Source organism: Bacillus silvicola, from assembly GCF_050524305.1.
In the GTDB taxonomy this organism is placed as follows: domain Bacteria; phylum Bacillota; class Bacilli; order Bacillales; family Bacillaceae_G; genus Bacillus_A; species Bacillus_A cereus_AT.
The window spans coordinates 1,726,519-1,740,814 of the sequence record NZ_JBNGVC010000013.1 but is presented as its reverse complement, the minus strand read 5'-3'; the positions used below and the strand labels follow the sequence as shown (position 1 = coordinate 1,740,814).

The following is a 14,296-nucleotide window of genomic DNA, read 5'->3' as shown; positions in this document are numbered from 1 at the left end:
CATTGTCATATGACAGCTTAGCTTCTTTAACTCGTGGAATGTCAACTCCCTGGTACGTACTATTGCTCATATCAAGTACAGGGCTTGTAGCAATACCAGAGTAGATCGCTTTAGCTGTTCCACTAAAATAAACATTATCGTAGTTACAAATACCATTGAGAACTCCTGAATCGCAAGCCATTAACAAACCGTAACCAGCACTAGCTCGGCCAGCTGGAACAGTTACTTCTCCCTCCCAGCGATACCAGTTGTTAAATCCCGTGTTGGTCATAGTTACATTTTCATTGAGTCGAATGTTTCCAGCTGAGCTCATAGCGTATACATAGTTAGGGTGAATCTCTCCGTTAAACAAGCGATAAAAGAACGAGACGTATATCTTTTGACCTCCACTAACTACTACCAATCCGTTACCTATTGTTTGCATTCCGACGGGTTGTGTGTTAGCTGTGTCACGTTTGACCTCTTGAGCGTAGCTACCTTGCCAACCGCCTCCTTGTGAAACCGTGTAGTAATTAACTCCGTTAGCCCAAGGCTTGAACTCTCCAGCCATCCACCCGTGAGCTTGCTCTGGATTGTCTGTTACTGTTCGCCAACCATCTTCCAATCTTGAGTTTGTAATTGTTCCACTGTAAGGTTGTAATCTCATCTCGCCATTATCCATAGCTACATTGGTCTTACTCCAAGATTCAAATTTCAAGTTTGCCACATTTGACGCAAGGCCTGTGTAGAAGTTTACTGAGCGTGATCGTCTTTCAATATGAGCTGGCATGTATTCTTCTCTTAATGTAAACTTAGCGGTTCTCTTGATAGCGGAGAAGGCTGAGAAAGCAACCTCTCCGTCAAGAATGTTGTCAAGTGTGCGCTTGAAGTTTAAGTTCTTATCTAATAAGTCATATCTAAACCGAATGTTACGAGCCTTGGTTTTAGCGTGTAATACATCATAAACCTGCTCATCAGAATAACCTTTCTGTGCTAATGGTTGCATTCTCTCTCCTCCTATGTTGTTATATTATCAGTATCATAGTGAGTCTTGGTAAACTCGCAACTCATTACGAAACCACTAATTTGCTTATCTTTCATATTGACTTTATCCGTTGAGACGAACATCTTACGACCCGATCCGTCTCGGTACAAGTAAACTTCTCGCTTGTTCAACAAGTCGCTCACCTGCTTAGCCTCGAACCAAGTGTCAACCTCCCACTCGATACTCAACTCTGTCGTTTCATTCTCACCGTACTCTCTTACTGGGTCTTTACGTCCAACAAATCGTTGTAGCGCTGAGTCGACCTCAGTAGAGCTATCTCGATCAGTTACCATAGTCAGAAAATGCAAGTCAGTTATACTGTCTACATCTTGAACAATAGTTTCATTGAATGTGTGCATAAACTGGCGAGGTGGACTTTCTGACTTGGTGTTATTTACCAAATTCCATGCTACGAGTTTGTACTCATAAAGCGTTTGACTCGCTGGCGTATAGTCAAGGAATCCTCCTCGAATACCGTCTAGTGGCCTTGGCTGGAAAGGCGCACTCTGTGGGAAGTTACCTTTCAACAACATTGGCTGAATAAAGTAGGTGTCATTTGTCGAGTTGTTTGAAGCTACAAACATTAGCCTCTCAGTACCAGTTGGAGTAGTAAATACTTTATACTGAACACCGCCAACCATCTCTGCTCCAGTACTCGCTCCTGTGTTCGTCTGAGGTCGGATATACCAACCAGAGCTTAAACCAATGAGAGTGTATTGTTGACCAGCTTTAACTGGAATGTAGACATAGCTCTCAAGGAATGTTGCTGCAGGTGCTTGAATCCTCATTTTGTAAGGGGTCATTATAGTTGTCTGAGCATGTCTAACCCAACTTGAGTCTGTAAAGCGTGGCACTAAGTTGCCAGTGTCAATTGAGCTAACCACTGGGTTTCCTGCGATTAGTTCCCACTCAGCATTCCCAGTAAGTGTATACTCTCGACGATAGCAATCTATTAAGTTAGTAGCTACTGGAGATGTAATTCTCAACTGAATACCACTCACAGTTACGTTAGCCCCTCCACTCATAGGAGTTCCATACACATTGTCAAATACTACTCTGACTTTTGCTACATTAGCTGGAGCTACTCGACTTGCATAAACTTCTGACTTTGCACCACTGCCAGCAACTTGACCAGCTGGATCTGCCGTGCTTCCTATGTCATTTCCGTTAGCATCATAAAACCAGACAATGCCTCGTAATCCATTGTTATCAGAAAAACCAACTACCTCATAAGTAGCACCTGCAACGATTGGAATCTGAGTAGCATCAAGATAGATAGATACTCCAGCAAAGTTATTACCAGCTGTTAGGTCGCTCACATTCACTTTGTAGCTTGTTGCATCCACCGGGACAATACGAGAAAGCGATACATTGCCTCGACGCTCCCAATCATTTGCAAAAGTAACTCCGTCCTCCGTGATAGGTGGTAAGTTAATGCCAAGCTCACCTTGGTTGTATACTACGTTAGTAACACCAGAGCCAGCTTCCTCAACTCGTTGAATAATTGGAATAGCTGGAGTTGCAAAGTTGACGGAGAAGTCCGTCCTCACAAAACTAGACCAGACACCGCTTGAGTTGACTCGTAGTTGAATGTAGTAAGCCTCGTTCGTTATTAACGTGTAGTTAAGCCTTACACTACGCTCAGTAGTGCCAGTAGTACTCCAAAGAGTGACTCCTCCAGGGTTCTTTAAGAATAGTTCAAACTGTAATTGCTCCACAGAAGTCCATTCGACTACCATAGTAGCCTGTGGATGAACAACTGCGTAAGTTGGATACACCATGTTAGGAGCATTACTAGGATTAGCTGAGATAGCCAACTGCTCTGTCGTCCAGGAGCTTTGCAAGTTAAAATCGTCCGTTGTCTTAACAGACCACTCGAACATTCCAAGCGGCAATGTGCTGGATGGCATATTGTAATGCTGACTCGTAGAGTTGACAAAACTCGTTGAGTTCGGTACGTAGTTCCAGCTTCCTCGGTTACCACCAGAATAAACGGTACGCCAACGGAACTGATAACCCATTTGAATTGCTTTAGGGTCAGCCTTCCAGCTAAACGTGTTAATTGCTGTTCGATCAATCGTAGAGCCAACTACTGGAGTCGTTCCAGTTGGCGCTTTTGGTGCTACATCGTGGAAGATAATAAACCAGTCTGAATAATTCCACTCTGAGTAAAACTCTCCGTCAAACGCTCGAATAGCTACGATTGCTTTTCTTGTCTGACTCATATTGTAGGTATTAATCTTGTAGCTTGTAATACCATTCGTAGTAGCTTTAGGGTAGTTCTTCCAAGTCGTCCCGTTATCATCTGAGATAGCAACATCATAACTTAAACTGTTTGGATTCGTTTCGTTGACTGGTGGTGTCCATCTCACGGTAAGCTCTTGGTTTACTGAGATGCCAAATGTCGGATAGTCCAAACGTGGTCTTTCTGGTGGAACGTTCCAATCTCCCTCCACAACCCAATAAGCTCTATATGGATTGTCAATAACTCCCCAGCATTCACTCGCTGGTGTGCCTTTGTTATTCCATATAGTAACACCTTGATATTTACCACTAACGAGGTCATCTCGAATAATACCTGTAAAGTTATAATCTTGATATTGGTTTACATCTGGAGTGAACTCCCAACCAGTCAGCGCCAAATGATATGGTTTAGTTGACTGAGTAGGACGACTCGAAAGCTGGTGCTTACCAACTAAAAAGTCTCCTCCATAGTAAAAATACAATCGCAAGTACACTTTCGCTGGAGTTTTGGAGGTCACAATTGCCTCACGGACTCCAGCTGGTGTACCTAGAAAGGAAATATAGCCTTCATTACTACCAGCACGAATAGGAGAGTAGCTTCCATTCCACCAGTTGTCACTTAGTCTATATTGTTCCATCCATTCTAAGGGGAACGCTCTTTGTTCTATAGCCATGTTATGACCTCCTTATCGTTTTCTCATTGCTTGTCGTAAATCTTTCAGATACTCTGGTGTATTGTCGTAACCTGCAACCTTATCGTTAACTTGTTGGTTCAACTTCTGCTCGATACTTTGTAGTCCTCGACCGTCCAAGTCAACTGCTCCGTCCACTGTTACAACGTGGTTAACTGTTACGGTTGGTTTGCCTCCAGTGAATGCTCTCAGCGACTCACCTGCAAAGCCATTTTCCATTTGGTCACTTACTGCATTCATAGCTCCACCGATAGCTCTCGTCATTGGTTTCACTTGTGTTAAAGCTGACTCATACCAAGTTGGAAAGAATGACTTACCAGACTTATCAAGATCACTTAAGGGTCCTTTCTTAGCTGGTGAGAACGGTAAGTAACTACGTACTTTAGCCATCCCATCAGATACGGCACTTACAGCGTTTCCAATACCAGACTTCATACCGTCAACGAATGCACTTAGTAGTCCCTTACCAGCGCTTAGGAAATCACCTGTAAAGTTCTTAATAGCACTCCAACAGTTTTTAACTCCCGTTTGTACCGTATTGACTGCTGTAGTGAAACCGTTTCGGAAACCGTCCACAATTCCAGTTACAATTGAGCACACCGCTGAAGTGAACGCACTCACAGAGTTACTAATAATAGACTTCAAAGCGTTAATCCCTGTATTCCATAGATTCTTGGCTTGATTCCAAAGCTCATTAAACTTGTCGACAATACCTTGTTTGATATTGCCAGCGATTGTTTTTGCGTCGTTATACAAGTTCGTAAAGAACTGTTTTATTTGTTGAACTCCAGTGTTCCATACTTGCTTGGCTGAGTTCCATAGTTCGTTGAACGTATTAGTTACATCACTCTTGAGCTGTAGTGCTTTTTGTACTACCTCCATAGCTAAATTGAGGAACAATGCTTTCATTTGAGCGATTCCAGTGTTCCAGATCGTCTTAGCTGTATTCCACAACTCATTGAACTTGTTAGACACATTGGTTTTTATCTCATTCGCTTTAGCTGTAGCATCTGACCATAAGTTAGCGAAGTATTGCTTAGTAGCTTCAACTCCCTCGTTCCAAGCTTGCTTGATGCCTTCCCACATTTCTTTCATCTTGTTCCACAGTTCAATAGCTTTAGCCTTCACAGTGTCCCAGTTCATATAAAGCAACACACCAGCCGCTACTACGAGAGCGATCAAACCAGCTATCCACATGAGGGGGTTAGCTAATAAAGTTGCATTCAGAAGTGTTGTTGCCAATCTCATTGCTGTAGTTGTTGCCTGAGCAAGCACCATCGCTTGTCTGAATCCATTAATAGCTGTTACTACTGTAGTAATAACACTACCTATAGCGAGTGCCGCCTTGAAAGCTACAAACCCAGCAACTACCGCTACCAGGACTTGCTGTACAGTTTGCATATTCTGAGATAGCCAAGTACCTGCTGCCGAGACTAAATCTAATGCTGCTTGTACGAATCCTGAGTTGTTAGCCCACGTTAGGAAATTACTAGCCAGTGTTAATACAGCCAATCCTAGCGGTGCTAATGCGGTAACTAGCTTAACGAGTATACCCCATAGTTGACCTATGATGTTCATTATGATAGGCGTGCTCGTTTGTACAAAGCTTACAAATGACTGGAATGCGGTTGAACTCTGTAGACCTGCTGACCAGGATGCAAACTTAGCTGTCAAATCAACTAATCCATTCCTCATATCCATACCCAAAGGTGTGAAAGCTATCATAATATTGCTCAGTCCTTTTAGTATGTTTCCTACTGATTTCATAGCCATTTCGAACATCAGGACTGCAAAGGTGTTCATATGCTCAAAGAAAGCGTCTGCTTTACCGCCTTCAATTGCTTGGTTCATCTGACCTAGCATACCTGCAAACGAGTTGCCTACTCCCTTCATAGCTGGAAACATTTTGGTCATGACATTGTTAGTCAAGTCCATACCGTTAGCCATCATAGTAAATGTTGTAGGGCTCATCTCATCTTGCATATCTTTCCAGTTAGCTTTAAAGTCCATAGTTGCTGTAACTGCTTTGCGCTCCTCGGCTGTTAAACCGTTTAAGATTACTTGTTGCTCTTGTAGCGCTTTACTACGCTCCTTAGCATTACTAGCATTGTCAATCTTCTCTTGAGCCTTCTCAAGCTCTCCGGTGGTTTCTATTACTCCAGTGATACTCGTCATAGCCAAAGCTCCAAAACCTGCCACAGCTACCCCAGCTGTACCCATAAGTGCAACCGCACCGCCAAGCCCTGCAAGTAAAGCTGGCATGGAGGCACTAGCTACAGCACCAATAGCAGCTATTTTTGTTCCTGTTGAATTAGCTTTGTCAGCAACATTATCGAGCACTCGGCTAGCATTGTCGTTCGCTTTAACGATGATGTCTATTATTGAAGCCATTACCTAGCACCTCCTCCTAGTTTTTGCTTAGCCTGTTGACGTTTCGCTTTTCGTGACTCTTTAGCTTCAAACTCACTGATGGTATTGTGAACAATGAGAAGTTCCTGCATAATCTTGTTCTCTTGTCGATCAATCTCGTCGGGTAACTTTTTGAAGATCTTTCCTATTTCGTAATACAAAAGAGAACGAGGAGGATTGGCAACAGACTTGCCTTCTAACATTCTTTTTGTTGCCTGCTCTATTGCTTTTTTTCTTTTTCTGTTACCCCGTTATCAATTTTCGTGTGTACAGCTTGAATAATTTCCCCTACAAAGTCTGGATCTAATTCGTTATCAAACGTATCTAACATAATTGGTAACTTCTCCCCAACATCGTTAGTTAGCTCCCAATCAGTAATTGAGTGGACTACTTGAAGTGTCATTGCAAGTGATACATCGTTTTTAATTGGACGTCCCATTTTGTCAAAAGTAGTAGCTTGTTCAGCGATTTTACGAGACTCACCATAACTCAACTTTTTATAGTGAATTTTCACTCCATGTAATGTTACAAGTTCTTCTTCTTTCTTACGTAGCCAAGGTTTAGAGTTTGTCATTATAGTTTCCTACTTTCCTATCGTTTTATTTTGAAAGGGGACTAAGACCCTCAGTTTATTAAGCGAATAAGTTGTTAATTACGTCTTTAGCAACTACTGAGATATCAGTGAATACTGCTTCAAGTTCTTGTTCTGTTACGTCCTCAGCGCCAGCACCAATAGCGTTCGTATCATACTTACCACCAGTAAGCGTAATCGTAATTGAGTTCTTTGGCTCGCCAACATCTTGAAGTTTCAACTCAACCGCAATATCCGCACCTCTTTGGAATAAATCCCAGTGTGTTTTATCTAAGTAATCCATTGTCATTGAGAGAGCAAGATCAAGTGAGCCTTCTTGAACCTTCCCAGCTGTGTCTTTACCGTTGACATAAAAGCGACGTTCTAAATTGTTACTAATCTCAAGTTCGAACTCAGAGATATTCGATACAGTGGCGTTGTTCACTTTCACAGTGCCCTCATAGAACATGTAATAGTTATTCAACTCAGCTGTAACTGCTGACGCTGTGCCAGTCGTATCAACGTTTAAGAAAAGCATATCCCCTTCGATCTCAACCGCTTCCTCAGCTGTTGCTGTAAGAGTTAACGTATCAACTTTGCCACCAAGATAGTTGCGCAATAGCGAGCCACTTGCAATATTATGTTGGAAAGTGAAGCTTGGAAGAACTTCTCCTTTGCCTACTGGAGTAAGTGTATGTGTATAACCCGCTGTAGCATCTCCTGTTTTTACTTCTTTACCAAGAGCCATCAAGATTGGCCGAGCGTTTTGTAGTACGCCTCCAAAGCTTGCATCGAACTCTTTAGCTTTTGTACGTAATTTCATTGGAGACCGCTGTCCGAGACCTTTACGTTGATCAACATTAAAATTCTCTTCTGGCTCAAAACTTTCAAGAATCGTAAGCCATGAGAAAGCAGTTACTTTTGTACCTGCTGTAGTTTCCTTACCAACTACAACTGTGTGGTCAAATCCGTGTGCCATTATTCACCAACCTCCTTTACTTCCTCAAATCCGACGGCTTTAAGGTCTTTTATAAGTTGTTTTTCTTTCTTGTCTACCTCAATGGTTTCCCCAGCTTTGACTAGTTGATCAAAAGGTTGAATTATTTTGAGGTCAAAATTGAAAGGATTTTTGAGCTTCATGTTATACCTCCTTTGGTATTGGTTTTGAGCGGATCAAAACTGGAAGTCTTGCACCTTGTAGAAAATTAGCCTCCCCAGTTTCAACTTGTCCAAATTCGGCCTCATCGTCTATGGAAAGATACGCAACAGTACCACCAAGAGTTTTATCACTCTCGATGATTTTCTCTACAACGTTCAAGAGCTCGATACACTCTTCCTCAGCATCCTCAGCATCAAGTATGTTTGAATACACCCAAACCAATATAGTAAACTCCACCTCTGAAACTCCAAGTCCCTTTTTGACTTTTCTGCGTTTCTGTAGCTCAAAAGCAAGAGCTGGAAAGAATGCTATATTTTGATAGTGTACTTTGTGTACGTCTGCTTTGATTGACTGAGTAGTAAGACCAGCAACTAATTGGTCATATAATGCATTTTTGATAGTTAGGTATAGACCCATTAGTCTACCAACTCCTCTATATAATCCTGAAAGATACGCTTAATCATGGATTCATCTTGCGTATCAAAGTATAAAAATTTACGAGCTGGCACATAGCCAAACTTTGTGCGGCCTCCAAAGTTATGAAGTTTCGCTTTTGGTAAAGCTGTTCCAAAATACATTTCCAGTTTATCAATGCGTTTGATAGCTCCACCTGTTACGCTCATTTTTAACTGTCCTGTATCATTCAGTGGTTTTCCACCTGCTCGGTTTGGATGCCATTTGATAGTGTTCTCGCTTAGTGGAACCCAAGGTGCTGCTCTAAAACGATTCCCAACAGAGCGCTCCATATAGGTAGCCGAGCGAGTCATTGGCGTCCTCAAATCTTTTAAACGATTGCCTATATTTCTGAGGCGCAAATCAGTTCCGTTAGGTCTTACAGTTACCCTGTAGTCTACTCCTGGCATAACCTACCACTCCGTATCCAAGTTAAATATAGGATCTCTGTTGTTTGTAGTAGCAAAGCCAGAGTGTTTTCCGTTTAAAAGCGGTACTCCAATGTCCATGTCACCAGCAATAATTTCAGTAATTGTATTCTTAATTTCAACAAACTTGTTAGCAACCTTCTCGTCTAAGTTTGGTTTCTGAGAAGAATACAACCATTTTCCCAAGTAGTAACCAGCTAAATCGGTAGCTAGTTCCTTAATCATTGGTGGTACTGGGTTGAATGGAACAGCATACAAACTTCCTAGTCTAGCATCAAGGTAAATAGTAGCTTTCTCACAAAAGACCTGTATTTCTGAGTCAGTGATATTTGGAGATAAATCCCTTACAGTCGTTCTAATGTTTGTAGGCGTTGTGTATGCCATTCTGTCAACCTCCCTTATTTATCTTCTTTCTTTGGATCTGTACTTTTCTTTGCATTGCTACGAGTTTCTTTTACTTCTTCGGCATAACCATGCTCGATTAAGTGATTACCTACTGCCTCATCAACTTCCAAGGTTTCACCTACTGGTCGCTGATACTCAAGTACATGCTCAACTAACGTTTTGACTTTCATCGTATTGCCTCCATATCAAAAATTAAGGGAGACTCACACAATATGTATGAACCTCCCCTGGTATTGCTGTTCTATTCTTATTTAACAGTTTTAAGTAAGAAGATTGCTTTAGGATCTGTTACGTACGCTTGAGTAAAACGAGTAGCTCGTGCAACAGTTCTCATATTTTTCTCCTCGTTATACGTACCAGTTCGTAACCCTTCAGCGTCAGCAATATCACCGATGATTTTCTTCTGAAGGACTACAACATCTCCATCCTTGAAGTTGTCATCTTGAATAATGGAAAGACCCATAAAGTCGCCAATATATCCACGCAATAAAGCTACGTCAGTGTTGTTTACACGTAATGCATCACGAATACCTTTATTTTTCAATAATGTAGCTCCAACTTTTGGATGAACAACAGCTGTGTCAGCCGAATAACCAAAGTCAGCAATTGCTGTTTTTGCATCAACAAGCTCGTTAATCACATTGGTTTCGTTTGCTGCCCAGCCCCCTGAAGTCGAACCTTGAATACCATTTCCGATAGTATACTTGTTAGTTGCTACATCGTAACCCATTGTATCAACCATTTTCTTGACATTAAGAGCTAATTTGCGAATAGCACGTTCAAAAACACCATCAGAACCCCATTTTTGCATTTCGTAAGTTAATACAGCTTCAAGACCATATTTTTTAATCATTGCTGTCTTTTCCTCTTCGTTCAATCCAATACGTTGGAAAGTAGAGCCTTCCCCTACTTCTGGTACTCCGTCATAAGCTTGACGATCTTTTGAGTCCTTATCGGCATCCTGTAAATATTTAATTGCTAAAGCATCCACTGTGGAAGCTGTAAACAATTGATCAGCTACAAATTGATGTCCAATAAGTCCCCTAACACGTTTATCAATAAATTCTTTCTTTAAAAGTGGATGTTGTCCTAACATAATATCAGCCATTTATATGACCCCCTTGGTTATAAAATTATTAGCCTAACGCTACAATAAATTTGTTTCCGGAAGTAGCCCCTGTAAGTGCTGTGCCAACTACTTGTTTTTCCTCATCCGCAACATAAGTAGCTGTAGCTACTTGCTTTACTGCTGCACCATTTGCACCAGCTTTAACTTTGTCACCTGCTACAATAGTTCCACCTGCTATTACGTAAAGTAACCCCTTGAAAGCAATTGAAACGGAATCTCCTTTGTCACCTTGGTATCCTACATTGACACCATCAATTGCAACAGTTCCAGAGTATACTACTCCAAAAACTTTCTTCGAATCAGCGCTGGCACGTTGCACCTCAAAATCCCCTGTAATCTCAACTAACTCGCCAACCTTAACAGTTTGACCAGCTTTTACTTTGAAAGTGAAAATACCATCTTCAGGAATATTTAATTCAACTCTATTTCTCATAGTTTCGGACCTCCCTTTTTATAGTTTTATAAATCTTTGCCGAATTTAGCTTCGTGTTCTTCATAGAATTTATCAAATTCTTTTTGCTCTTGAGTTCGTTTATCTTGATCTCCTTCTCCAGCAACTGCCCCTTGTTCTTGGAAGTCGATTTGTGTAGCATTTTTCATAAACTCATCAAACATTTGAGTTTGTTCTTCAGAAAATGAAGATAATAAATTTTTTAATGAAACAGCTTGAGCTGGTACAATTTTGCTCTCTTCTTGGAATTTCTCTATTTTTGAATCCATTTTCCCTTCTGAGAATGATTGATTTTGAGCTTGTAATTGTTTCATTTGTTCTTCTAACTGTTTATATTGTTCTTGCAACTGTTTGAAATTTTGCGGTTGCTGATTGTTTTGTCCTGGCATTGTTTCAGCCTCCTTAGTCTCATCAATTTCCGAAATATAACCATTTTCACTGAATAAACGAGCTGACTTTACTTGAGGAAACGCAACTAAAGAGACCTCTCTTAATTTATGAGGCCTAATCGTGTCATCCTCTTCGTTGTACTGAATGTAAAATGAGATAGAAAGTTTTTTCATTAATCCTTTTTCGATACGTTCTTTTGTGGATTCGTCAATAATACGAACTTTACCTAATAATTTATCGCCTTCCACACTTACTTCTTCAAGATATCCAACAGTGTCACGGACACTATTAGAGTGATCAAGTTGAATTGGGATTTCTTCGGTAACATCAAAGTTATTAGCTAGTGTATTTAAGTCTTCCACAGTGTACGCAGTTCCTCGATGAATACCAGTAGAGAACAATTCAGCTTCTTTGATGAGATCTTCTCCTTCGCCACCTTCTGAAAATGACTTTGTAAGTTTCCCTTCATAAAACAAATTTTTAACTTTACTCATCTTTCTCACCTCCTAATGTATTTTTGAGGAGCAAAGAGGTACTGGAACCATCTAATTAAATACGCCCCAGGTATAATGACCTCATCGACGCAGTGGAGATAATCACAATTGGAGCGTATTATCAGGCAACACAAATAACCCACTCTCATATTGAGGTGAGCTTTATTCTGGTCTTGGCCTAACAAGTGGTTCCCGATTTATACCATTTAGTAACCTCGGTAATGGGGCTGTAAAATCGAAACCTTTTTCTGGCTTCATAGAGATATCAAAGTTATCTTCCCACTCCTCAAATTTTGATACAGGTAGCCAAGTAGCACGACACTTAAAATGATTAGGTGGCGTATACTCGGCAATTACTGAAGCGTTCCCGATTGAAATAATCATTCCGTCAAGGTGTCTACAGATTTTAGTTGTTCGACCATCCACAATAGAATCATATTGTAAGGCAACTACGAACCCTTTATTTTCCGGTGACATATAACGCGCAAGTCTTCCTGCGTTGTACATCTTACCGTTTTCCGTCCTGGCTATTGTTTCAGCGTGATGTTGGCTTAGCCATCTCTCAGAACATTCCCTAATGAGCTGAATAAGCTCTTTTAGTGCTGTTCCGGAAGTTAACCCTTGCATGAATACTTCTCGGATAGCATTGAGCACTGTAGCTTCAGTAATAGCTGTGATTTCAAGTGAATAATTTTCCAAAAACACTTGAGCTTCTGGAGGAAATACAACCTCATAAGCGTAATGGCCTGTTATTTGTTCGAAAATATCTTCTGAAAAGGAATATAACTTCTGTATTTTCTCCAATTCAGAATGTGCTCGTAAAACTCCAGCTTCCACAGATGATTTTATTAATTTAGTCATTAACTTTTTGTATTCCTTATGAGATGGCATCTGTAGAGTTGCTAAAAGACCTTCAACCTCATTGAAATCACCTTGTTGATGAGCCTTTTGAAGCTCTGGAATCAACTTTTTAGTCCGCTCCATAAGTTGCTCGTGACGTTTTTTGTTTAGCTTCTGAGATTCAGTAAGGAAGGCTGATTCAATTTCTTCCATATCTTTGAGAATTAACTTTGTGTTAAGCCTTTTTCGTCTCTCGCCATATGTTACATGCTTCCTTGGAAACATCTCAGAAGCTTTTACTTTCCCTCTGTATCTTTTGCTCCTGGATCTTCTTTTTTCTTATCCTCTTTTGCTTTATGTAACGCACTTTGTAAAGTTTTATTTTCTTGAATCTCTCTTTTCGCTTCTTCACTTATTGCTGGCATCCCAAGTTCTTCACGAATCCAGTCCTCAGATGGTGCAACTACTTCTTTGTCAATCATCATTTGGAACACACGAGCCATTTTCTCGGTATCCTTATCAGCCAATGGTCTGAATTGAAAAGAAGGATATCGTTTTACGTTAGGAAAATTCAAATCTATCAACGGTCTTATAATCTCTTCTTCAATTAATGACTTTACATCCCTCTGAAGTGACTCCAGACGAATCATAAAGATATCAAATTGGTTACCCGATAAAGCATAGCTGCCAGATTGTCCACGAGAAAGCCCCAATAACATTGGTGGAATTAACATAGACTCCATAATTTTACGATCATGATGCTCGATATAACCGATAAAATCGGCATTGCTCATCTGTACAGCCTTGATAGAGTCGCCTCCAGAGATAGCTAGACCAGTCATTCCATTAATACTTCTCAGTATTTTTTCCATTTTCCCTACGTCTTTTGCATCTTGTACATTACCAACCAACAGAGGTGTACCATAACGCTCGTAAGCTATGTTTGCAAAGCGATATAACTTGTCCTTGATGAGCCAATGTTTATAAGCTGTTCTCAACATGGAGTTTCCATACAAGTTGCCAAACTTTTTATCGTAAGCATACCAACATACCTTGTTTGCTGGTATTTTAATTTCTTTTGTACCAATGGATTGCTTAATGTATTCGATATCCCCGAAGCCATTTGTTTTCATACTAACCTTGTAAGGGTCTAATGTTTTTAACTTTTTTAGTCTAATCTGACCGTTTTGATACGCAAATACCTTTTCAGTACAACTATATCCATAATCAATAGCTGAGAGTATTTCCCTGATATAATCTTCCATATTACCTTGTATAGATTCAAAGTTTTCAAGTATAAACTCAGCATACTTACGAGTTTCTTCATCATCTCCAGTAACAGTAAATCCTTTTGCTGTACTAGAAAGTTTAATCATTTCAGATCCAGCTTTAACTTGCCCATCTGTCAACATTCTGTCGTAAACCTCAAGCCCAAAATCAGAAGGATTAAAGTCGGTTTGATTATCTCTTTCATACGTATCATCTTTATAAAGACCAATCTCTCGTGCTAACTCTAAAAGTTCCTTTTCTTGCTTCTTTTGAGCATAATTCCAAGGCATTTTGTCGCGTAGACCTGTAAAAAGTCCCATTTTCCCACCCCCTTACTA

16 protein-coding genes are annotated in these 14,296 nt (G+C 40.5%); all 16 read right to left on the bottom strand.

What is annotated here, in order from left to right; translation table 11 throughout:
* A partial coding sequence (locus ACP6L7_RS31105) for a hypothetical protein (RefSeq protein ID WP_430529644.1) occupies positions 1-769 on the bottom strand: 769 nt, incomplete at its 3' end.
* A gap of 227 nt (positions 770-996) precedes the next feature.
* Entirely contained in the window at positions 997-3,942 is a 2,946-nt protein-coding gene (locus ACP6L7_RS31100; protein ID WP_430529393.1) for a phage tail protein, read from the bottom strand.
* Between the two features lie 12 nt (positions 3,943-3,954).
* Positions 3,955-6,351: a phage tail protein gene (locus ACP6L7_RS31095; RefSeq protein WP_430529394.1), complete on the bottom strand. Its 2,397-nt coding sequence runs from the start codon at positions 6,349-6,351 to the stop codon at positions 3,955-3,957.
* On the bottom strand, positions 6,351-6,572 hold the full coding sequence (locus tag ACP6L7_RS31090) for a hypothetical protein (protein WP_430529395.1): 222 nt from the start codon (positions 6,570-6,572) through the stop codon (positions 6,351-6,353). Before ACP6L7_RS31090 ends, ACP6L7_RS31095 begins: the two co-directional genes overlap by 1 nt.
* A 17-nt stretch (positions 6,573-6,589) precedes the next feature.
* Complete coding sequence (locus ACP6L7_RS31085; RefSeq protein ID WP_430529396.1) at positions 6,590-6,943, bottom strand: hypothetical protein; 354 nt, start codon at positions 6,941-6,943, stop codon at positions 6,590-6,592.
* A gap of 58 nt (positions 6,944-7,001) precedes the next feature.
* Entirely contained in the window at positions 7,002-7,919 is a 918-nt protein-coding gene (locus ACP6L7_RS31080; protein WP_430529397.1) for a phage tail tube protein, read from the bottom strand.
* Positions 7,919-8,080 carry a hypothetical protein gene (locus tag ACP6L7_RS31075; RefSeq protein WP_430529398.1) on the bottom strand — a complete coding sequence of 54 codons (162 nt, stop codon included), beginning with the start codon at positions 8,078-8,080 and terminating at the stop codon, positions 7,919-7,921. The genes ACP6L7_RS31080 and ACP6L7_RS31075 overlap by 1 nt, the downstream gene beginning before the upstream one ends.
* Before the next feature lies 1 nt (position 8,081).
* Positions 8,082-8,516 (bottom strand): hypothetical protein, encoded by a 435-nt coding sequence (locus tag ACP6L7_RS31070; RefSeq protein WP_430529399.1) that lies wholly within the window; start codon positions 8,514-8,516, stop codon positions 8,082-8,084.
* Positions 8,516-8,962 (bottom strand): phage virion morphogenesis family protein, encoded by a 447-nt coding sequence (locus tag ACP6L7_RS31065; protein ID WP_430529400.1) that lies wholly within the window; start codon positions 8,960-8,962, stop codon positions 8,516-8,518. The genes ACP6L7_RS31070 and ACP6L7_RS31065 overlap by 1 nt, the downstream gene beginning before the upstream one ends.
* A gap of 3 nt (positions 8,963-8,965) precedes the next feature.
* Entirely contained in the window at positions 8,966-9,364 is a 399-nt protein-coding gene (locus ACP6L7_RS31060) for a phage protein Gp36 family protein (protein ID WP_430529401.1), read from the bottom strand.
* Positions 9,365-9,378: 14 nt separating this feature from the next.
* Positions 9,379-9,555, bottom strand: a complete 177-nt coding sequence (locus tag ACP6L7_RS31055) for a hypothetical protein (protein WP_430529402.1) — start codon at positions 9,553-9,555, stop codon at positions 9,379-9,381.
* A gap of 77 nt (positions 9,556-9,632) precedes the next feature.
* On the bottom strand, positions 9,633-10,493 hold the full coding sequence (locus ACP6L7_RS31050) for a phage major capsid protein (RefSeq protein WP_430529403.1): 861 nt from the start codon (positions 10,491-10,493) through the stop codon (positions 9,633-9,635).
* 28 nt (positions 10,494-10,521) lie between these two features.
* A complete protein-coding gene (locus ACP6L7_RS31045) occupies positions 10,522-10,947 on the bottom strand; it encodes a hypothetical protein (protein ID WP_430529404.1) in 426 nt (141 codons plus the stop codon).
* Between the two features lie 26 nt (positions 10,948-10,973).
* Positions 10,974-11,849: an HK97 family phage prohead protease gene (locus tag ACP6L7_RS31040; RefSeq protein ID WP_430529405.1), complete on the bottom strand. Its 876-nt coding sequence runs from the start codon at positions 11,847-11,849 to the stop codon at positions 10,974-10,976.
* Positions 11,850-12,011: 162 nt separating this feature from the next.
* Positions 12,012-12,974 carry a phage head morphogenesis protein gene (locus ACP6L7_RS31035; protein ID WP_430529406.1) on the bottom strand — a complete coding sequence of 321 codons (963 nt, stop codon included), beginning with the start codon at positions 12,972-12,974 and terminating at the stop codon, positions 12,012-12,014.
* Positions 12,975-12,985: 11 nt separating this feature from the next.
* Entirely contained in the window at positions 12,986-14,278 is a 1,293-nt protein-coding gene (locus tag ACP6L7_RS31030; RefSeq protein ID WP_430529407.1) for a phage portal protein family protein, read from the bottom strand.
* Between the last annotated feature and the right edge of the window lie 18 nt (positions 14,279-14,296).